Source organism: Streptomyces sp. NPDC088732, assembly GCF_044751205.1.
Classification (GTDB): Bacteria; Actinomycetota; Actinomycetes; order Streptomycetales; family Streptomycetaceae; genus Actinacidiphila.
In genome coordinates this window covers 148468-169129 of record NZ_JBIVLI010000008.1, presented here as the reverse complement: position 1 = coordinate 169129, position 20662 = coordinate 148468, and the positions used below count along the sequence as shown (strand labels likewise).

The 20662-nt window shown below is 72.6% G+C and carries 16 protein-coding genes; 2 read left to right on the top strand and 14 right to left on the bottom strand.

The annotated features are described in order from the left end of the window. Positions 1 to 42: 42 nt before the first annotated feature. The 7 genes from ACIP9H_RS16085 to ACIP9H_RS16055 form a co-directional block, all read right to left on the bottom strand. Positions 43 to 621: a hypothetical protein gene (locus ACIP9H_RS16085; protein WP_401592124.1), complete on the bottom strand. Its 579-nt coding sequence runs from the start codon at positions 619 to 621 to the stop codon at positions 43 to 45. A gap of 191 nt (positions 622 to 812) precedes the next feature. Next, on the bottom strand, positions 813 to 1145 hold the full coding sequence (locus ACIP9H_RS16080; RefSeq protein WP_401959476.1) for a patatin-like phospholipase family protein: 333 nt from the start codon (positions 1143 to 1145) through the stop codon (positions 813 to 815). 142 nt (positions 1146 to 1287) lie between these two features. Further along, the gene (locus tag ACIP9H_RS16075) at positions 1288 to 2676 is read right to left on the bottom strand and encodes a nitrate/nitrite transporter (protein ID WP_401592128.1); all 1389 of its coding nucleotides are present in this window, start codon (positions 2674 to 2676) and stop codon (positions 1288 to 1290) included. 71 nt (positions 2677 to 2747) lie between these two features. Further along, the gene (locus ACIP9H_RS16070) at positions 2748 to 3122 is read right to left on the bottom strand and encodes a nitrite reductase (NAD(P)H) small subunit (protein WP_401592130.1); all 375 of its coding nucleotides are present in this window, start codon (positions 3120 to 3122) and stop codon (positions 2748 to 2750) included. After that, positions 3119 to 5698 (bottom strand): nitrite reductase large subunit NirB, encoded by a 2580-nt coding sequence (nirB, locus tag ACIP9H_RS16065; protein ID WP_401592132.1) that lies wholly within the window; start codon positions 5696 to 5698, stop codon positions 3119 to 3121. The genes ACIP9H_RS16070 and nirB overlap by 4 nt, the downstream gene beginning before the upstream one ends. Beyond that, positions 5695 to 6930, bottom strand: coding sequence for an NAD(P)/FAD-dependent oxidoreductase (locus tag ACIP9H_RS16060; protein ID WP_401959473.1), 1236 nt, complete (start codon positions 6928 to 6930; stop codon positions 5695 to 5697). Before ACIP9H_RS16060 ends, nirB begins: the two co-directional genes overlap by 4 nt. Next, positions 6927 to 9041, bottom strand: coding sequence for a molybdopterin oxidoreductase family protein (locus ACIP9H_RS16055; protein ID WP_401592136.1), 2115 nt, complete (start codon positions 9039 to 9041; stop codon positions 6927 to 6929). Before ACIP9H_RS16055 ends, ACIP9H_RS16060 begins: the two co-directional genes overlap by 4 nt. A gap of 191 nt (positions 9042 to 9232) precedes the next feature. Between ACIP9H_RS16055 and ACIP9H_RS16050 the strand changes: the two genes are divergently transcribed. Together ACIP9H_RS16050 and ACIP9H_RS16045 are read left to right on the top strand one after the other, a co-directional pair. Next, entirely contained in the window at positions 9233 to 10372 is a 1140-nt protein-coding gene (locus tag ACIP9H_RS16050) for a uroporphyrinogen-III synthase (protein WP_401592138.1), read from the top strand. Then, the gene (locus ACIP9H_RS16045; protein WP_401592140.1) at positions 10369 to 11127 is read left to right on the top strand and encodes a sirohydrochlorin chelatase; all 759 of its coding nucleotides are present in this window, start codon (positions 10369 to 10371) and stop codon (positions 11125 to 11127) included. The genes ACIP9H_RS16050 and ACIP9H_RS16045 overlap by 4 nt, the downstream gene beginning before the upstream one ends. Before the next feature lie 15 nt (positions 11128 to 11142). On the opposite strand, the gene ACIP9H_RS16040 is transcribed toward ACIP9H_RS16045, so the two are convergent. From ACIP9H_RS16040 to ACIP9H_RS16010, 7 genes are all read right to left on the bottom strand, one after another. Then, positions 11143 to 12891, bottom strand: coding sequence for a beta-galactosidase family protein (locus ACIP9H_RS16040; protein WP_401592142.1), 1749 nt, complete (start codon positions 12889 to 12891; stop codon positions 11143 to 11145). Between the two features lie 155 nt (positions 12892 to 13046). After that, positions 13047 to 14105 carry a LacI family DNA-binding transcriptional regulator gene (locus tag ACIP9H_RS16035; protein ID WP_401592144.1) on the bottom strand — a complete coding sequence of 353 codons (1059 nt, stop codon included), beginning with the start codon at positions 14103 to 14105 and terminating at the stop codon, positions 13047 to 13049. 158 nt (positions 14106 to 14263) lie between these two features. Next, positions 14264 to 15604, bottom strand: coding sequence for an ABC transporter substrate-binding protein (locus tag ACIP9H_RS16030; RefSeq protein WP_401592146.1), 1341 nt, complete (start codon positions 15602 to 15604; stop codon positions 14264 to 14266). 111 nt (positions 15605 to 15715) lie between these two features. Beyond that, positions 15716 to 16654, bottom strand: a complete 939-nt coding sequence (locus ACIP9H_RS16025; RefSeq protein WP_401592148.1) for a carbohydrate ABC transporter permease — start codon at positions 16652 to 16654, stop codon at positions 15716 to 15718. A gap of 2 nt (positions 16655 to 16656) precedes the next feature. Further along, positions 16657 to 17577 (bottom strand): carbohydrate ABC transporter permease, encoded by a 921-nt coding sequence (locus ACIP9H_RS16020; RefSeq protein WP_401592150.1) that lies wholly within the window; start codon positions 17575 to 17577, stop codon positions 16657 to 16659. Positions 17578 to 18105: 528 nt separating this feature from the next. Then, positions 18106 to 18750, bottom strand: a complete 645-nt coding sequence (locus tag ACIP9H_RS16015; RefSeq protein ID WP_401592152.1) for a transglycosylase SLT domain-containing protein — start codon at positions 18748 to 18750, stop codon at positions 18106 to 18108. 322 nt (positions 18751 to 19072) lie between these two features. Next, on the bottom strand, positions 19073 to 20521 hold the full coding sequence (locus tag ACIP9H_RS16010) for a hypothetical protein (RefSeq protein ID WP_401592154.1): 1449 nt from the start codon (positions 20519 to 20521) through the stop codon (positions 19073 to 19075). Between the last annotated feature and the right edge of the window lie 141 nt (positions 20522 to 20662).

The window sequence follows — 20662 nt, the reverse complement described above, 5'->3', positions numbered from 1 at the left end:
TCAGTACCGTACGCCGGCGCGAACGCGAGGCCGTACGCTCGCTCATCGCGCCGCGGGCCAGGCGGGCAGCAGGCGGACGGGACCTTCGAGATGCATGCGGCACCGCGTGTGCGCGGGCAGGGCCAGGCCCCACAGGCCCGCGTAGAAGTGCACGTCGACGCCGAGGCGACCGGCGAGATCGAGCCGGACCAGGGGGGCGGTGTCGGTGACGCCGTTGAGGGTGAGCAGGGCGATGAGCGGCTGGTGGGTGCCGCTTCCGCCCAGGGTGCTGGGTACCAGTCGCAACTCTCCCGCTGAACCGGCGAGTTGACGTCCCAGATCGGTCCGCTTCCACCAGGAGCGCCGCGAGGGGCCGGCTTCGTCGGCGTCGGACACCCGGAACCGGACCAGACCTCCCACCGGGCCCCGGACGGCGTCGCGGACGAGGAAGGCCTCGTCCACGCGCAGCGGCAGGTACGAGGACACATGACCGCGACGGCGGCTGCGCAGCCAGCTCCCGGTGCCGCGATGGTCACCGCTGACGCCGCTGCCGTCCGCGCCCTTCGGTGGCTTGGGCTCGACGGCCGAGCGGTCGGTGCCGTCGTTCGGGGACGGGGACGGGGGCGGAGAGGCATCGATCACGGGGTTACCTGAGGGCGTGGAGGGGGACGGGGTGGCCCGGAGAACGACCGGCGTCCGGCCGTCCGGGGTTGGTACGCGCGGCCCGGGGCCGCTGAGGGCACGGGACGCCCCGTGCGCGACGGGGCGGCTTCACGCCATGGCCGCGGGCTGCCGGGCGAGCCAGTCCCGGGTGAGTGAGTAACCGGCCCGGATCAGGCGCGGTGTGTCCCGGAAGTCGACGAGGCCGACGACCTCGGTGGTGGCCGCGGGCAGCCGGAGGACCGACCCGTGGACGGCGGCCTGTCGAGGCCCTCGATGCTCGGGTCGGCCGCGAAGGCGGCGCCGTTGAGCGCGCCGGCCGAGGATCCCACGACGAGATCGGGAGTGATGCCCGCCTGGGTGAGCGCCCGCAGCGCCCCGACCTGTGCGGCGCACAGACTGCCGCCGCCCTGCAGCACGAACGCCACGGTGCCGGCCGGCGCTCCGTCGTCCCGCGGGACCTGACACGGGATCATGCCCGATCCGCCGGTGTGCACGGCAGCCATGGCACTGCGCCTCCTCCCCTTCCGGGAACGGTCATTCCAGGTGAGCGCTGCCCATCCTGCGCCTCCGGTGAAGGACGAGTCAAGACGAATATTCGTTTTTCTTTGCGTTCGGCTGCGAGGTGCGGCCGATGCCGTGCCGGTGTCAGACCCCGCGCATCGGCCCGGCCCCGGGCCGCAGATAGACCGCCCAGGTCACCACCGAGCACACGGCGTACGCCGCCAGGAAGGCCCAGTAGGCCGGGTCGCCGCTCTCGCCGTGCAGGAACGACTGCCGGAACGCGAGGTTCACCAGGACCCCGCCGAAGGCGCCGATCGCGCCGGCCAGCCCGATGAGCGCCGACGTGCGGCGGCGTGAGTCCCGCTCGGCGGTCTCCGCGTCCGCGCCTGCCGCGACCGCGGCGTGCGCCCTCGCCCGGAAGACCGCCGGGACCATGCGGTAGGTCGAGCCGTTGCCGATCCCGCTCAGCACGAACAAGGCGACGAAGCCCACCAGGAAGACCGGCAGCGACTCCCTCCGCGACGCGGCCAGCACCACGCCCACGCCCACCGCCATCGCGGCGAAGGTCCACAGCGTCACCCTGGCACCGCCCCAGCGGTCCGCCAGCCTTCCGCCCACCGGCCGCACCAGTGACCCCAGCAGGGGTCCCAGGAACGTCAGGTACGCCGCCTTCACGGGCGTGTCGAACTGCTCGTGGAACTGCACCTGGAGGACGAGTCCGAAGGCGAAACCGAAACCGATGAACGAGCCGAAGGTGCCGATGTAGAGCAGGGACACCACCCAGCTGTGCGGGTCCCTCGCCACCTCCCGCAGCGCCCGCCCGTCGTTCCTCGCCGACGCCAGGTTGTCCATCCTCAGCGCCGCGCCCAGCGCGGCCAGCACGATCAGCGGTATGTAGACCAGCGGGACCAGGCGCGGTTGCGCCGCGCCCGCCGTGGCGATCACCGCCAGGCCCACCAACTGCACCACCGGCACGCCCAGGTTGCCGCCGCCCGCGTTGACGCCGAGCGCCCAGCCCTTGAGCCGCTGCGGGTAGAACGCGTTGATGTTCGCCATCGAGGAGGCGAAGTTGCCGCCGCCGACGCCCGCCGCGCACGCCACGGCGAGCAGGGTGCCGTACGAGACCCCCGGCCGCAGCACAACCCCGGCCAGCACTGTCGGGACCAGCAGCAACAGGGCACTGAACACCGTCCAGTTGCGGCCGCCGAACCTCGCCACCGCGAAGGTGTACGGCAGGCGCAGGGCGGCGCCGACCGCCGTCGGCAGCGCGGTCAGCGTGAACTTGCCCGCCGCGTCGATGTGGTACTCGGGCCCGAGGAAGAGCAGCAGCACCGACCACATGCTCCACACCGAGAAGCCGATGTGCTCCGACAGGACCGACAGGACCAGGTTGCGGCGTGCCACCGCGGCCCCGGACCGCTCCCAGAACTTTTCGTCCTCCGGGCGCCAGTCCGTGATGGCGCGCGACCGGCTCGCGCCCGCGGCGGTGGCCGCGTCCTTGGCGGAGTCCTCTTCCGTGACGACCGTGCTCATGCGCTGTCACCCGTTCCTGTGCGTGGGGGAGTAGTGCCTCCGGCGCCGGCGGCGCGGGGCCTGTGCGTGCCTCACGCGGGAGGCCGCGAGGACGGGTCCGCGGTGCGGCGCACCGGCCAGACCCGCAGGACCGCGGGAGTGCCGTCGGGGGCGGTGGCCTCGTCCAGGCAGCGGCCGTCCCGCAGGTCGAAGACCTGCTTGTACATCGGGGAGGCCAGCGTCGGTACGTCGCCCCGGCTGCCGACGATGCCCCGCGAGAGCACGTGGGCGCCGCTGAACGGGTCCCGGTTGTCGACGGCGAACAGCTCTCCCGCCCGGTCGCGCAGGACCGCCGCCTGCTCCCCGTTCGCGAGGAGTACGGCAACGCCGCGGCCGGGGACCAGGTCCTCGTAGGCGCACGCTCGCGTCCAGGCCGTGCCGTCGAAGATCTCGACCACCGCGTTCATGCGGTCCGCACCTCCAGCCGGGGGCCGGCGACCAGCGCGGGGGCGAGCACGCGCCCGTCCTCGCCGGGGCGGGCGGGGCGGATCTGCTCGCGTTCCGGCACGAAGGTGACGGTGGGGTCGGGCGTGCCGGGCGCGTTGGCGAAGGACACGAAGCGGCGCAGCCGCTCGGGGTCGTCCAGCACGGCGGCCCATTCGTCGCGGTAGTGCTCGACGTGACGTGCCATCAGCGCGTCCAGTTCGGCGCAGATGCCCAGCGCGTCGTCCATGACGACGGCCCGTACGTGCTCCAGGCCGCCTTCGACGCGGTCGAGCCAGGTGGAGGTGCGCTCCAGCCGGTCGGCGGTGCGGATGTAGAACATCAGGAACCGGTCGATGGTCCGCACCAGCGTCTCCCGGTCCAGGTCGGACGCCAGGAGGTCGGCGTGCCGGGGCGTCATACCCCCGTTGCCGCCGATGTAGAGGTTCCAGCCGGCGGCGGTGGCGATGATGCCGAAGTCCTTGCCCTGCGCCTCCGCGCACTCGCGGGCGCAGCCGGACACCGCCGACTTGAGCTTGTGCGGCGAGCGCAGCCCGCGGTAGCGCAGCTCCAGCTCGATCGCCAGGCGGACCGAGTCCTGGACGCCGTAGCGGCACCAGGTCTCGCCGACACAGGACTTCACGGTGCGCAGCGACTTCCCGTACGCGTGGCCGGACTCGAATCCCGCGTCGACCAGGCGCCGCCAGATCGGCGGCAGTTGGTCGACGCGGGCGCCGAACAGGTCGATCCGCTGCCCACCGGTGATCTTCGTGTACAGGCCGAAGTCGCGCGCGATCTCGCCGATGGTGATCAGCCCGTCCGGGGTGATCTCGCCTCCCGGGATCCGCGGCACCACCGAGTAGGAGCCGTTGCGTTGCAGGTTGGCCAGGACATGGTCGTTGGTGTCCTGGAGGGCGGCCTGCTCCCCGTCCAGGATGTGGCCGTTGCCTGGGCCGGCCAGGATCGAGGCGACGACCGGCTTGCAGATGTCGCAGCCCTCCCCGCTGCCGTGTCCGTCGATCAACGCGGAGAAGGAGTCGATGCCGGTGACCCGGACGATTTCGTACAGCTCGGCGCGGGTGTGCGCGAAGTGCTCGCACAGGCCCCGGTCGACGACGGCGCCGCCCGCCTCCAGCTCCTCGGTGACGATCGTGCCGAGCAGCTTGACGCAACTCCCGCAGCCCGTACCGGCTTTGGTGCACCTCTTCACCTCGGTGACGGTCCCGCAGTCCGCCCGGCCGAGCGCGGCGCGGATCTCGCCCTTGCTCACGTTGTGGCAGGAGCAGACCACGGCTTCGTCCGGCAGGGAGACCTGCCCGGCGGGCGCGAGACCGGCGGGCAGGACCAGCTGCTCGGGGGGTGTCCGCAGCGGGCGGCCGCCGATCGCGAGGGGGCGCAGCACGTCGTAGGACTCGGTGTCGCCGATCAGCACGCCCCCCAGCAACTGCCCGTCGCGGCCGATGACCAGCTTCTTGTACAGACCGGAGCGGCTGTCGCTGTAAAGGACGTCGAGCGCGCCCTCGGCCGTGCCGTGCGCGTCGCCGAAACTGGCCACGTCGACACCGAGCAGCTTCAGCTTGGTGGAGGTGTCCGCGCCGGTGAACGCGGCCTCGTCGCGGTGCTCGCCCGCGAGGGAGCGGGCGGCCGTCTCGGCCATCGCGTATCCCGGGGCGACGAGGCCGTAGACCCTGCCGTCGGAAGCCTGTGCGCACTCGCCGATGGCATGGACGTGCGGATCCTCGGTGCGGCAGTGCGGGTCGACGACGATGCCGCCGCGCTCGCCGACCGGCAGACCGCTCTGCCGGGCGAGTTCGTCGCGGGGCCGGATCCCGGCGGAGAAGACGACCAGCTCGGCGGTGAGTTCGCGGCCGTCCGAGAGCTCCATGGCACGCACCCGGCCGTCCTCGCCGGTGAGGACGGCCTGGGAGCCGGCGCCGGTGTGCACGGTGACGCCCAGCTCCTCGATCTTGCGGCGCAGCAGGTGTCCGCCGCCCTCGTCGACCTGGACGGCCATGAGGCGCGGGGCGAACTCGACGACCTGCGTCTCCAGACCCAGGGAGACGAGCGCGCCCGCGGCCTCCAGGCCGAGCAGGCCCCCGCCGACGACGACGCCTGTGCGGGCGCGGGCGGCGCCCGCGCGGATCCCCTCCAGATCCTCGATGGTCCGGTAGACGTGGCAGCCGCTCGCGTCGTGGCCGGGGACCGGCGGCACGAACGGACGGGAGCCGGTCGCCAGGACGAGCGCGTCGTAGGGGTGCAGCCGGCCGGAGGCGGTGGTGACGGTCCGCGCGGCCCGGTCGATCGCGGTGACGGGGTCGGCGGGGCGCAGGTCGATGCCGTACCGGGACAGGAAACCGGCCGGGACGAGCGACAGCTCCTCGGCGCTGGTGCCGGAGAACCACGAGGTCAGGTGGACCCGGTCGTAGGCGGGGCGGGACTCCTCGGCGAGCACGGTGATCCGCCAGTCGCCGGCCCGCGGCTGCTCGACGAACGCCTCCAGGAAGCGCTGTCCGACCATGCCGTGTCCGATCAGGACGAGTTCCTTCGGGCGGTGCGTCATCGGGCGGCTCCGCGGGGGGTGAGGAGGTGGAGGGGAGGGTCGGGCATCGGGTCGTCGCGCCTCCAGGCGGAGGCGAGGTCGCCCGCGGCGGCCAGGTCGCCGAGCAGGATCGCGCCGACCAGGCGGTTGCCGCGCAGCACGAGCTTCTTGTAGCTGCCGCGGGTCGCGTCGGTCAGTCGCAGGACGTCCAGGTCGGGGTCGGCGGCCTGGTCCTCGGTGTCGAGGTGGGCCTCGCCGACGGCGGCGTACTCCAGCGGTCCCGCGCTGAGCCGGGCCGGGGTGCGCGAGCCCCGGTAGAGCGCGCCGGGGTCCGCCCCGGACAGGCGCGCGGCCAGTACGTCGGCCTGTTCCCAGGCCGGTCCGGACAGTCCGTGCACGGTGCCGCGGTGCTGGACGCAGTCGCCCAGGGCGTGCACATGGGGCGCCGAGGCGGCCAGCGCGTCGTCGACGAGGACACCGGCGGCGACCTTCAGGCCGGCGGCGTGGGCCAGGCCGGTGCGCGGCCGGACGCCGCAGGCGATCAGGACCAGGTCGGTGCCGAGACGGTAGCCGCCGGCCAGTTCGACGGCGTCGCCCTCGCCAGTGTCCACCACGGCCCGGGCGCGGTTGCCCACATACGCCTCGACGCCGAGGCGCCGCAGTCCGTCACGGAGCATCGCCGCTGCTCCGGCATCGAGTTGACGATCAATCAGGTGCGGGCCCTGGTGGACGATCTCGACGGCGAGACCGAGTGCGGCCAGTGCCCGGGCGGCACTGACGCCCAGCACGCCGCCCCCGACGACCACCGCGCGCCGCGCCGTGGCGGCGTCCTCGGCCAGCCGTGCGCAGTCGGCGAGTGTGCGCAGGGCGTGCACCCTTTCGCGCAGCCCGCCCCCGTCGGTGCGCCGCAGCCCGCGCAGGGGAGGCAGGACCGGGTTGGCCCCGGTGGCGAGGACGAGCTCGTCCCAGGGCTCGGTCCAGCCGTCGGCCAGGGTGAGGGTTCGCCGAGTCGGGTCCAGGGCGACGGTCTCGCTGCCCAGGCGCAGTTCGGCGTCGCCGGCCGGGAGCGCGATGGCCTCGGCGTCGTGGCGTCCGGTCAGCACGTCGGCGAGGAGGGCCCGATTGTAGGGCGCGCGGGGCTCGGCCCCGTACAGGGTGACGCGGCCGGTTCCGCCGAGCGCGACGTAGCGGGCGGCGAAGCGCGCGGCGGCCATCCCGGCTCCGACCACCGCGATGCGGCGGCGGCCCGTCATGGCCCTACTCCTGTAACGGACTCGGCCGAGGCGTCCCGGGCCGGCTCCACCCGTACCGCGCAGTTCTTGAACTCGGGCATCCTCGACGTCGGGTCCAGCGCCGGATTGGTCAGCGTGTTGGCGCGTCCCGCACCCGGCCAGTGGAACGGCATGAAGACCGTGTCCGGCCGGATCGTGTCGGTGATCCGTGCCGGTGCCACGGCCCGGCCGCGGCGGGAGGTGACCGCCAGCAGGTCCCCGTCCGCCACCGCCAGCCGCCGTGCGAGCAGCGGGTGCAACTCCACAAAGGGCCCCGGCGCCGCCGCGTTGAGGGCGCCGACCCGTCGGGTCTGCGCACCGCTCTGGTACTGGGGCAGCACCCGCCCGGTGGTCAGATGGAGCGGATAGTCGGCGTCGGGCACCTCGGCCGACGGGCGGTCGGTGACCGCGGCGAAGCGGGCGCGGCCGTCCGGTGTGGCGAAGGCGTCCAGGAAGAGCCGCGGTGTGCCGGGATGGTCCGTTGCAGGGCACGGCCAGAAGACCCCGTCCTCGGCCCGGATCCGCGCGTAGCTGATGCCCGCGTAGTCGGCCTGGCCCCCGGCCGAGGCGCGCCGCAGCTCCTCGAAGACCGTCTCCGGGTCGTCGGGGAAACCCCGGTCGACACCGAGCCGCGCGGCGAGTTCGCGCAGCACCCACAGATCCGTGCGGACCCCCGCGGGCGGCTCCACCGCCTTCTGCCGGAGGATCACCCGTCCCTCCAGATTGGTCATCGTCCCCGTCTCCTCGGCCCATTGGGCGCTGGGCAGGACGACGTCGGCGAGCTGGGCCGTCTCGGACAGCACGAGGTCGCTGACGACCAGCAGGTCCAGTGAGCGCAGCCGACGGGTCACCTGTGCCGCGCGCGGGGCGGAGACCACGGGATTGGAACCCATGAGCAGCAGCGCGCGCACACCGTCCGGTCCCGGCCTGCCGAGGCTGTCCAGCAACTCGTAGGCGGAACGGCCGGACCGGGGCAGCGTGTCCGGGGCCACGCCCCAGACACCGGCGACGTGCTCGCGCGCGGCCGGGTCCTCGATCGAGCGGTAGCCGGGGAGCTGGTCGGCCTTCTGGCCGTGCTCCCGCCCGCCCTGCCCGTTGCCCTGGCCGGTGAGGCACCCGTAGCCGGACCGGAGCCGGCCGGCCTTTCCCGCGGCCAGGCACACATTGATCCACGCGCCGACGGTGTCGGTGCCCTTGCTGTGCTGCTCCGCGCCGCGCGCGGTCAGCACCATGCCGGTCCGCGCGCGTCCGAAGACGTGGGCGACCTCGCGGATGTGTCCCGCGGTCACGCCGGTGAGTGCCTCGACGCGCTCCGGCCAGTGGGCCATCGCCTCGGCCCGTGCCCGCTCGAAGCCGGTGGTGCGCGTCCGGACGAACTCGGTGTCGACCAGTCCGTCCGCGATCAGGACGTGCAGCAGGCCGAGGGCGAGCGCGAGATCGCCGCCCGGCAGCGGCTGCAGATGGATGTCCGCCTGCTGCGCGGTGCGCGTGCGGCGCGGGTCGACGACGATCAGCGTGCCGCCGTTCTCGCGCAGTTCGCGGAAGTAGCGCAGCGCGGGCGGCATCGTGTCCGCGGGATTGGCGCCGACCAGGATCAGGCACTCGGTGCGGGCGATGTCCTCCAGCGGGAAGGGCAGCCCGCGGTCGAGTCCGAAGGCGATCCTGTTCCCGGCGGCGGCCGACGACATGCAGAAGCGGCCGTTGTAGTCGATGGTGGCGGTGCCCAGCACGATCCTCGCGAACTTGCCCAGCTGGTAGGCCTTCTCGTTGGTCAGACCGCCGCCGCCGAAGACCCCGACCGCGTCGGCGCCGTGCTCGGCCCCGACAGCGGCGAAGCCCTCGGCCACCCGGTCCAGCGCCTCGTCCCAGCCCGCCGCGCGCAACGTGCCGCGCTCGCGGACCAGCGGTGTGCTCAGGCGGCTCGCCGGTGCGAGCAGCGCGCCGGCCGACTGGCCCTTTCCGCAGAGCGCGCCCCGGTTGACCGGGAAGCCGGGCCGCTCGGCGACCCGCGCCCCGGCCCCGTGCGGCGCCTCCAGGCGCATGCCGCACTGGAGCGAGCAGTACGGGCAGTGGGTGTCGGTGGTGGTCGTCATGCGGACGATCCTGAACGCGGGGCGTTACACCGCTTTCACGCCCGCGTTGCGCCCGTGGTGCGCGTCGCTCACGCCGCGCCGGGGACGGGGTGCGGTCGAGGACATCTGGCGTAACACGGCACAGCACTTGTCTCACATCCGTGTGACGCCCGGGCAACCTTCCGGAAACCGCGCGGCCCGAGTCTGCACCCATGGGCACACCGGTTGAACCCACCCCGGCACCGCCGCCCGGTCCGCTGACGGGATACACCGTCGGTGTCACGGCGGCGCGCCGACGCGACGAGCTCGTCGCGCTCCTGACCCGGCGCGGCGCCCGCGTGGTGGAGGCGCCGGCGCTGCGCATCCTCCCGCTGGAGGACGACATCGCCCTCCGCCGTGCGACCGAACGCTGCCTGGCCGCCCCGCTGGACTACGTCGTCGCGACGACCGGCGTGGGCTGGCGCGGCTGGATGAGCGCCGCCGACGGCTGGGGCCGCGGTGCCGAACTGGCCGCCGCCTGCCGGAACGCCGTCGTCCTGACCCGCGGTCCGAAGGCGACCGGCGCGGTGCGCGCCAGCGGGCTCGACGAGGCATGGTCGCCCAGGAGCGAGGCCACCGACGAACTCCTCACCTGGCTGCTCGCCCGCCCCCTGGCCGGGCTGCGCATCGCGGTGCAGGAACACGGCCTGCCGCTCACCGCGTTCAGTGCCGCGCTCCGCGAGCGGGGCGCCGAGGTCGTCCCGGTACCCGTCTACCGATGGGCGCCGCCGGAGGACCCGGCACCCGTCCGGCGCCTGGTCGAGCAGACCGTCCGCCGCGAGGTCCACGCCCTGGTGTTCACCAGTGCGCCCGCGATCACCGCCTTCCTGGGGACCGCCCTGAGCGACGGGCTGCGCGAACGGGTCCTGGAGGCGATGTCCGGCGACGTGCTCCCGGTCTGCGTCGGCCCGGTCTGCGCGCGGCCCTTGCTCGACGCGGGGCTGCCGGCGGTGTGGCCCGAACGCGGCCGCCTCGGCGCGCTGGTGCGCACGCTCACCGAGACGCTGCCCGCGCGCGGCCGCCGCGAGGTGCGGATCGACGGCCGGACGCTGGTGCTCCAGGGCAGCGCGCTGCTCATCGACGGGGAGAGCCACTGGCTGTCGCCGAAGAGCGCCGCGCTCCTGCGGGCGCTGGCCGAGAAGCCCGGCTGGGTGCTCAGCCGCGCCGAACTGCTGCGCCGCGTATGGCCGGACTCCGACGCCGACGAGCACGCCGTGGAGGCCGCGGTCGCCCGCCTGCGTTCCTCGCTCGGCCCGCACGGCGACCTCGTCGGAACGGTCCCCAAGCGCGGCTACCGCCTGACGGCGACATGACGACGGCCGCCCCCGCGGCCCGGCCCGCGCCGACGCTCCTCGCCGTGGCCCACGGCACGCGGGACCCGGAGGGGGTGGCGGTGACGGAGGCGCTCCTCGCCCGGGTGCGCGCCCGCTCTCCCGGCCTGCGCGTGGAGTTGTGCTTCCTGGACCTGGTGGCGCCGTCGCTGCCGGAGGCCCTGGCGCGGCTGGACGGCGAGGTGGTCGTCGTGCCCCTGCTGCTGGGCGCGGGCTACCACCTGCGCGTCGACATACCCGCGGCCCTCGCCGCCGCGCCGCGTCTGCGGGCCCGCGTCGCGCCGGCGCTCGGCCCCGATTCCCTGCTGGCCGACGTTCTCGCCGACCGCCTCGCCGAGGCCGGGTGGCGTGCCGGCGACGGGCCGCTCGTCCTGGCGGCGGCCGGATCGACCGATCCGGCCGCCAACGCCGACACCGCGGCCATGGCCGCGCTGCTGCGCGACCGGCTTCCCGCGGTGCGGGAGGTCGTGCCCGCCTACCTCTGCGCCGCCGGTCCGACTCCCGCCGAGGCCGTCGCCGCCCTGCGCGCGGCCGGGCACGCCCGCGTGTCGGTGGCCGCGTACCTGCTCAGTCCCGGCTGGTTCGCCCGGCGCGCAGCGGACTCGGACGCCCACCTCACCTCCGCGCCGCTCGGCACCCATGACGCGCTCGTCGAACTCGTCGTGCACCGCTACCGGCAGGCTCTGGCCGAACAGGGCCCCTCGGGTCACCCGGCCCCGCATCGCGCGGCCGGGTGACCCGGTCCGGTCCGGCTACTCCTCCAGCGGTCCGAGGTCCGGGGTGTCGCACAGGTCGACGACCGCGCGGGCGGTGGCGTGCAGTTCCAGGACCACCAGCTCGTTGGTGCCGGGACGCAGGACGGGGCCGGGGACGTAGAGGCGCTTCTGCGGGCCGCGGGACCAGTAGCGGCCCAGCGCGAAGCCGTTGACCCAGGCGTTGCCCTTGGTCCAGCCGGTCAGGTCCAGGAAGGTGTCGGCGGGGCCCTCCACCTCGAAGACGCCGCGGTGGAACGTCGGCCCCACGGGCTGCGGCGCACCGGTGGCGAAGGCGAGCCCGGACAGGTCGTCCAGGGGCAGCGGCCTGCTGCGCCAGCCGGTCAGCTCGGTGCCGTTGGCGCTGACGGGGCCGGTCAGGCCCTTGCGGTCGTGGATGCCCTGGCCGTAGTTGACCCGGCCCTGGTTCTCGACCAGCACCGCCAGGGTCGCGCCGCCCGCGGGGACGGTGAGCGCCAGCGCATGCTCGTGCTGCTCGCGCTCCAGGACGCCGACCGGAGCGCCGTCGAGGAAGACCTGGGCGCGGTCCTTGACCTGGGCGAAGTGCAGCAGGGTCGGGCCCGCTTCGGTCAGCTCGGTCTCGTACAGGACGAAACCGAAGTCCTGCCCCAGTTCCTCCATGGTCAGCGGACGGGGACCGGCCACCGCCTCGCCCAGCCGGTCCGCGGAGCCGAGCAGCGACGCGGTCCCGGTGAGGGCGACGCCGAGGAGGTTGAGCTTCTTCGACGGCTCGGGCAGGGGGCCGCCGGGCACGGTGGTGTGCCGGGCGAGGACGTCGCGGAACGCGAGGTACTTCGGGGTGATGTCCCCGGCCTCGTCCAGCGGCGCGTCGTAGTCGTAGGAGGTGATGGTCGGCCGGTACGTGTGCTTGTCGTTGGCACCGTTGGTGAAGCCGAAGTTGGTGCCGCCGTGGAACATGTACAGGTTCACGCTGGCACCCGCGGACAGCAGTTCGTCGAGGTCCGCGGCGGCGCTGGCGGCGTCGCGGACGACGTGCACCCCGCCCCACCGGTCGAACCAGCCGTTCCAGAACTCGGTGCACATCAGCGGGCCTTCGGGCTGGTGCTCGCGCAGCGCCGCCAGGTTCTGCGCGGGCCGGCTGCCGAAGTTGACCGTGCTCAGGACGCCCGGGATGCTGCCGCGCGCGAGGTCGGTGGGCTGGTCGCAGGTGAACAGCGGCACGTCGACACCGCCCTGGCGCAGCTTCGTCTCCAGGTGCGTGAGGTAGGCCGGGTCCTCGCCGTAGGCGCCGTACTCGTTCTCGACCTGCACGGCCAGGACGGGGCCCCCGTTGGTGGCCAGGTACGGCGTGACGAGCGGCAGCAGCCGGTCGAGGAACGCGTCGACGGCCTCCAGGTAGCGCGGGTCGGCGGTGCGCAGCGCGATGTCGGGCGTGGCGAGCAGCCAGGACGGCAGGCCGCCGCCCTCCCACTCCGCGCAGATGTACGGCCCGGGCCGCAGCAGTACGTGCAGTCCCTCGGCCTGGGCGAGCGCCAGGAACGCGGGCAGGTCCAGCCCGCCGTCCGCGTGGAACTCGTCCGGCCGCGGCTGGTGGAGGTTCCACGGCACGTAGGTGTCGATCGTGTTCAGTCCGAGGAGGCGCGCCTTGCGCAGCCGGTCCTGCCACTGGTCGGGGTGGACGCGGAAGTAGTGCAGGCCACCGGAGATGATGCGGAACGGCTCGCCGTCGAGGCGGAATTCGTTCCCTTCTGTCCGCAGTACGGGCATGGCGGGGGCTCCTCCAGTGGAGTCGGGATCACGTGCGTGCGGTGCTGTCACGGGGTCTCGCGGACGGGCCGGCGAGGGGTGCCCGGGACGGGATGTTTGCGTTGCCATCGCGGGGCGCGACGACGAGGGGCGGGGTGGTGGAGGGGGTCAGCGGTTCACGGGCGGCGGTCTTCCGGGGGAGGGGCGGTACTGCCGCGGACCACGAGCCGGGTGGGCACCAGCGTGGTGCCCTGCTCCGCGACGTCGTCCCTGATCTGCCGCAGCACGCCGTCGACGCAGCGCCTGCCGACCTCGGCGAAGTCCTGGTGGATCGTCGTCAGGGGCGGCATGAAGGAGGCGGCCTCCGGGATGTCGTCGAACCCGACCACGCTCACGTCCTCCGGCACCCGACGGCCGTGCTCGCTCAGCGCGCGCAGCACACCGAGGGCCATCTGGTCGTTGGCGACGAAGACCGCGGTGCAGTCCGGGTCCGCCGCGATCCGCTGGCCGGCCTCGTAGCCGGACTCCGCCGACCAGTCGCCGCGCAGTAGCTCCGGGACCTCGCGGCCCGCGGACTCCAGGGCCTCCCGCCAGGCGCCGACCCGGCGCTCGGACGCGAAGGACTCCTTGGGGCCCGCGATGTGCCGGACCGTGGTGTGGCCGAGGCCCAGCAGGTGCTCGACGGCCGCGCGGGCGCCGCTGGCCTGGTCGGTGTCGACCACGCAGTACTGGTCACCTGCGTCGGAGTCGACGACGACCAGGGGTGCCGCCGGGGGCAGCGCCACCGTCATGGCGTCCAGCAGATGGACTTCCATGATCATGACGATGCCGTCCACGGCGAGCTCGCCGAGCCGCGAGAAGGCGCCGCGCACCCCGTCCTGCGTGGGCGCGGTGACCGGCAGCAGGGTGGTCGCGTAGCCCTCGCGCGCCGCGGAGGACGAGACCGCCTCCAGGGTGCGCATGTTGCCGGTGCTGGACAGGCTGAAGAGGATGACGCCTATCGTGCGGAACTCGCCGCTCTTCAGCGCGCGCGCCGCGCTGTTGGGGCGGTAGCCGAGCTGCTTCATCGCGGCGAGGACCTGCTGCCGGGTGTCGTCGAGCACCCCGGGGAAGCCGTTGGAGACCCGGGAGACGGTTTGCGCCGAGACGCCCGCCAGCTTCGCGACGTCGGCCATCGACGCGCCGCGCCGCCGTCGCTGCGCGGCGGCCACCGAGTTCTGTCCGGTCCCGTCCACGTCCGCCGTACCCTTCGTCACGCACATCAGCCGCTGAATGTCAGAAGTCTATGGGGGGCCGAACGCCGCGGATCAGCGGTCCGCGAGGCCCCGGGTGGCCGGCGCCGGCGGTTCCCCGCCGGGGAACCGCCGGGCCGGCCACGGGTGGTGCCGTTGCGTCAGTTGACGGTGAAGCCCTGGTCCTTGCCGTACTTCACCGAGGCGTCCTGCCAGTTGGAGAGGGCGTCGGGGAGCGGGGTGGAGGACACGTAGGCCTTGCCGACGGTGTCGTTGAAGATCGAGTTCGCGTACACCTGGTACGGCAGGTAGGACCAGCCGGGCGCCACGTTCTTCGCCGAGGCGGCGAAGATCTGGTTCGCCTTCTGACCGCCGAAGTAGGGGAACTCGGTGTTGAGGAACGCGTCGGAGTTCAGGTCCGCGGTCGTCGCCGGGAAGGCGCCGCCCTTGATGCGCGCCTGCACACCTGCGTCCTTGTCCGCGTACTTCACGAAGGCGTAGGCGAGGGCCTTGTCCTTGCTGGCCTCCATCACCGCCAGCGAGCTGCCGCCGTTCTCCGCGCTGGCGGTCTTGCCCGCCTCCCACTGCGGCAGCGCGGCGGCGCGCCAGTCACCGGAGGCCGAGGGGACGCCGGAGACGAAGTTGGCGGGCATCCACGCGCCGGTGTTGAGCGTGGCGATGGTGCCGTCGGCCAGTCCCTTGTACCACTGGTCGCTCCACGAGCTGATCGGGGCGAGCAGCTTCTCGGAGATGAGCTTCTGCCAGACGGCGGTGAACTCCTTGGTGCCGGGGTCGGAGAAGTCGACCTTCACCTTGGTGCCGTCCACCGTGTACGGGTGGCCGCCGGCCTGCCAGATCAAGCTGGTGACGAAGCCGGCGTCGCCGGTGTCGTTGGTGATGTACGCCTTGGGGTTCGCCTTGTGCAGCGCGCGGGCCGCGTCGAGGTACTCGTCCCAGGTGGTGGGCACCTTGATCTTGTACTGGTCGAGGACCTTCTTGTTGTAGAACATCGCCATCGGACCGGAGTCCATGGGCAGGGCGTACACGCCGTTGTTCAGAGAGACGGCGTTCCAGGGGCCGGGCGAGTAGGCCTTGGACAGGTCCTTCGCGCCGTACGGGCTGAGGTCGGTCACGGACTTGCCCAGCGCGAACTGGCTGAGCGCGTAGTACTCGATCTGCGCCACGTCCGGGGCGCCCGAGCCGGCCTGGACCGCGTTCTGCAGAGCGGTGTACTGGTCGTTGCCGGTGCCGGCGTTGACCAGCTTCACCTTGACCTTGGGGTACTTGGCCTGGAAGTCGCTGACCACCTGCTTCAGCGTCGGCTCCCATGCCCACACCGTCAGGTTGCCGCCCTTGTTCAGCGCCGCCTCGACGCTGCCCGCGTCCGCGGCCTTGGCCCCGGAGCCGGAGTCGTCCGAGGAGCCGCAGGCGGTCAGGGACAGGGCCGCCGCGCAGAGCACCGCGAACGCCTGCGCCGAACGGCGAAGTGGCTTGTTCGTCATCGCATCTCACTTCGTTGTGGTGATGAACTGCGGCGCCGCCCGACGGCCACCGCAGGGGTGTGCCGGGGAGAGGGCTGCAGGGGGGACACGGCGCCCGCCGGGCGCCGGTGATCATTCCTTGACGCTGCCGGCGCTGAGGCCGGTCTGCCAGAAACGCTGGAGGAAGAGGAAGGCCGCGATCAGCGGGACGATGGTCAGCAGCGACCCGGTGATCACGAGATTGAAGACGGGCTGCCCGCCGGCCGTGGCGGCCTGGGCGTTCCAGGCATTGAGCCCCAGCGTGAGGGGGTACCAGTCGGGATCCTTGATCATGATCAGCGGCAGGAAGTAGTTGTTCCAGGTCGCGACCACGGTGAAGAGCAGGACGGTGACGATGCCCGGCCCCAGCAGCGGCAGGCTGATCCGGAAGAAGGTGCGGATCTCGCCCGAACCGTCCACCCGCGCCGCTTCCAGCAGCTCGTCCGGGATCGCCTCGGAGGCGAAGACCCACATCAGGTAGAGGCCGAAGGGCGAGATGAGCGAGGGGACGATGACCGCCCACGGCGTGTTCGTCAGGCCCATCTTGCTGAACATCAGGAACGTCGGCACGGCCAGCGCCGCACCCGGCACGGCGACCGCGCCGATCACGACCGCGAACACCGACCGCTTGCCGGGGAAGTTGAACTTCGCCAGGCCGTAGCCGCCCAGCACGGCGAGGAAGGTCGCGCCGCCCGCGCCCACCACCACGTACAGCAGGGTGTTCAGCAGCCACCGTACGAAGATGTGGTCGTTGTAGGTGAGTGTCTGCTGGATGTTGTCCCACAGGGCGAAGTCGCCGCTGAACCACAGCCCGAAGGAGTCGAGCAGGTTCTTCTGCGTCTTGGTGGCGCTGATCAGCAGCCACGCCAGCGGGATCAGGGCGTACACCGCGACGAGCGCGGTCAGTACGGTGAGCAGGATGTTGCGCCTGGGCCGGTCGGAGGAGCGGCGCCGGCTCGCGGACCGCCCGGACAGGACGGAGCCGGAGCGCTGCCGCTTGGGCGCGAGGGTGCTGGTGCTGGACTGGGCCATCGTCACGCCTCCTTCCGCATGCCGCGCAGCTGCACGACGTAGGCGACGATCATCGTGACCACTCCCATGACGATCGCGACCGTCGCGGCGTAGTTGTGCTGCTGGCCGGAGAAGGACAGCGAGTAGGTGTAGAGGTTCGGCGTGAAGTACGTCGTGATGGCGTTGGGCGCCAGCGGCTTGAGGATGCTCGGCTCGTTGAACAGCTGGAAGCTGCCGATGACCGAGAAGATCGTCGCGATCACCAGCGCCCCGCGGATCGCCGGGATCTTGATGGACCTGACGATCCGCAGCTGGCTGGCGCCGTCGATCTCGGCCGCCTCGTAGAGGGAGTGCGGGATCACATGCAGCGCCGAGTAGAAGATCAGCATGTTGTAGCCGACGAACTCCCAGGTCACGATGTTGCCGATGCTCGCGAGCACGAGGCTCGGGGAGAGCGGGTTCGGCAGCGAGGTCCCGAAGGCGTCGTTGAGGTTGGCGACCAGGCCGAAGCGGTCGCCGTACATGAAGCCCCACATCAAGGTCGCCACGACGGCCGGGACGGCGTACGGCAGGAAGATCGTGATGCGGAAGAAGTTCCGGCCGTGGAGCCGTCCGCTGTCCAGCGCGAGGGCGATGAACAGGGCGATGCCCAGCATGATCGGCACCTGGACGGCGAGGAACAGCGCGACGCGGCCGAGTCCGGACCAGAACTGGCTGTCCTGGAAGGCCTGGGTGTAGTTGTCCAGGCCGACGAACGAGGTGCCGCCGATGAGCTGGTCGCGGAAGAGGCTCAGGTAGATCGAGTAGCCGATCGGCGCCAGGAAGACCAGCGCGAAGAAGATCATGAATGGCGCCACGAAGCCCCATCCCAACCAGCGCCGGCCCCTGCGTCCGGGCGGTGGTGCCGCCCTGCCGGTACTGGACGGCGGCGATATGGCTGCCATGATCCCATCCCTCACGTCGTCGTGCGGGGCCCCGTCGATGGGACGGAGCCCCGGATGGTTGCGTAAACATCGGCGACCGTCCGATCGCACGTTTGCGCAAACATTTTGGATGACGTGATGTTGGCACCGCTGTTCGGGAAGCGTCAAGGGGCGTTCAGGGTTTCTTCGCCGGCGGGCGGTGCGGATGGTGTCGGCGCAGGCCGGCGCGCCCCGGCCGCGCGGGTGCCGGCGGCGGGGAGGGGGCGTGTGCGTCTTTCCGGCGGCGGACGGGCGCCGGGTGCCACGGAGCCCGGGGGAACGGCCGTTCGGCGGGTGGCCGCCGTTCGGGGGATCCTCGCCTCGGGCGGGGTCGGGTGCCGCCCGGCGGGTCGCCCGTCGGGGTGGCGCGGATCACACCTTCGCCGGTGGGATCCGGCCCGTCCGCCAGGGCAACGACCCCGCCGCAGCGTGGCCGTTATGGTGAGTTATGTCCGGAATGTCGAAATGATCCGCCGCTCATGCGGCGGCAGGACCCCTCGGCGCGCCCGCTCAGTACCAGTGGTTGGTCTGCCAGAAGGACCAGGCGCCGCAGGGGCTGCCGTAGCGGCTGTCCATGTAGTTGAGGCCCCACTTGATCTGGGTGCGCGGGTTGGTGCGCCAGTCCGCGCCCGCCGAGGCCATCTTGGAGCCGGGCAGGGCCTGCACCAGCCCGTACGCGCCGGAGGAGGCATTGGTCGCGGTGAAGTTCCAGCCGCTCTCGCGGCTGACGATGTTGGAGAAGCACTGGAACTGGGCGGAGTCACCGATGATCGCCCGGGCCATGTCCTGGACCACGCCGGTCGACGACGCGGCATTCGCCATCAGCTCGTCGGCCTTGCGCTTCTCCTCGGCCTGCCGCTCGGCCTCCTTGCGGGCGGTGGCGTCCCGGGCGGCCTGCTTGCGGGCGGACTCCTCGGCGGTCTTCCGCGCGGTGGCGTCGGCGGCGTCCGTCTGCGCCAGGACCTGCTGCGTCAGCGACGCCTGCTGAACCTGCTGACCGGCGGGAATGTCCGGGAGGACGGTGATCGCGTCGGTGGCGGCGACGGGCTGCAGGCCCGGCTGCTCGCTGCCGGAGGCGACACCGACGACAGCGCCCACGGTGGTGACCGCAGTGGCCGAAGCCACCGCGAATCCCCGGACCGAGATCCGGCTCACACGGTTTCCTTCCCGCGTCGCCCGCTCGGTGACCTCACGGACGTGAACGTGCCCCTTGGTGCCGACCTGATCGTGCACCGGTCCTGGAAACCACGGAACAGCACGTCAATTCCGGGCTCCCGTAAGCCTGGTGAGCACGGACAAGCCATGGGCAGGGCCTTACAGAACCGACAGCCTGCCCTAGTCGAACACGCCGGCGCAACGTATTGGCACCTTTCCGCATCACGCTGTTCGACCGGAAGCCGTGTCGAGCGGGTCGAGCTGGGATCCGGGGGCCCGGCGGCCCGGGAGGCAGCGCTCCTGCCTCCCGGCCCGCGGGCCGTCACTCGGCGGCGGCGCCGGCGGTGATGGGGGCGGTGTTGTCGCTCAGGTCCGGGTCGAAGTCCCTGACCGGCGGCTCGTAGTGGCTGTTGACGATGGACACGGAGCCGGGGGCGTTGGCCGGGGCCAGGCTGTCGATGCGCACGGTGAAGGTGAAGTCGCTGCGGTGGTGCTCCCAGAGGAAGATCGGCGTACGGCAGTGGAAGGAGCGTCCGCCGCCCTGGCAGTTGGCGGGAGCCGTGAGGGCGGTGGTGCCCTCCGGGAGGGTCACGTCGACCAGCGCGGCCGGTTCCCCGGCGAGGAGCGAGGCCACCCAGGCGGGCCCGTCGTTCTCGACTGCGACGGTGGTGGTGACGGTGTCACCGGGCTGTCCGGTCACCTCGGCGCCGACCGCCTTGAGGTCGGCGGTGTTGGCGGCCTGGATGGTCGTGACGCGGTAGTTGTCGCCCGGATCGAGGTCCGGATCCAGGTCCGCGCCACCGGTCGCGCGGCGCGCCGCCTCGGGCTCCAGGGTGAGCCGGTCGCCGGAACCGGGGACGAAGTCCTTCCCGGTCAGCGCCTGTTGGTATGCCTCGTCGGTGTACGGCTGCGCCGAGTAGTCGAATCGCTCGTACAGGGCGGCCGTTCGGGTGTGCACCGCCGCGGCCCCCGACAGGTCGTAGGTCCGGCCCGGCCGGGCGGGCTCGTCCACGACGCACACCACGCTGGTGCCGGTGGGGTTGGCGGTGTCGTCGTCGGCGGCGTAGGCGCAGTTGGCGTACCGGTTGGTGAAGTCCAGGCCGTGCGAGGCGAAGAACGTCAGCAGGGTGCGGTCGACGGTCTGGTTGCCCAGGTTGCCCAGCCGCAGCTGCTGGGGGATGTCCGTGTCCGGGGCGACGCCTTTGAGGCGGGGCAACTGGTTCAGCGACAGGTCCGGGCCGCTGCCGATGGTGACGGTCACGTCCATCGGTTCCGCGTCCAGTGGGCCGAAGTCAGTGTCGGCGCTTGCGGAGATGTGCACGAGGCCGGAGGCACCCGCGGCGGCGCCGGTCCGGGCGTGCAGGTCGAGGGAGGCGACCGTGGTGGAGGGGCCGGCGCCGATGGCTCCGAAGTCGCAGCTGGCGGTGAGCTCCGCCGTGCCGTCCGGGACGCAAGCGGCGGGCCAGGTCACCGCGGCGACGTCCGCGAGCCCGGAGGCGTCGACGGTGAGCCGGCCGCCGGTCACGTTGTTGTCGGCGTTGCCGTGGCCGACGCCCAGCGTGAGCGTTCTTGGTATCGCGGTGCCGGATTCGGCGTCCGCGGCGGGGAGTTGCAGGTCCCACGGCGCGGCGATGGTGAGGTAGTCGGTCGGTTCGGTGGCGTCGGCGTGGGCCGGGACGGCAGTGGCGGCGAGTACGACACCGCTCACGGCCGCCAGGGCGAGCCATCCGCGGCGGCGTGACGTGCGGAACGGGTTGCGCGGTTCCCGCATGGAGTGAACTTCTTTCCTCCCGGTGCGTGCGTGCGTGCCCGTCCGGGTGAGTCCGGATGGGTCGCAAGTCGCCCGGGACGTAGGGCGATTGGATCAACCGGAAGGCTATGCGGCGGCGCTGACAGAGCCCCTTGTGCGGGC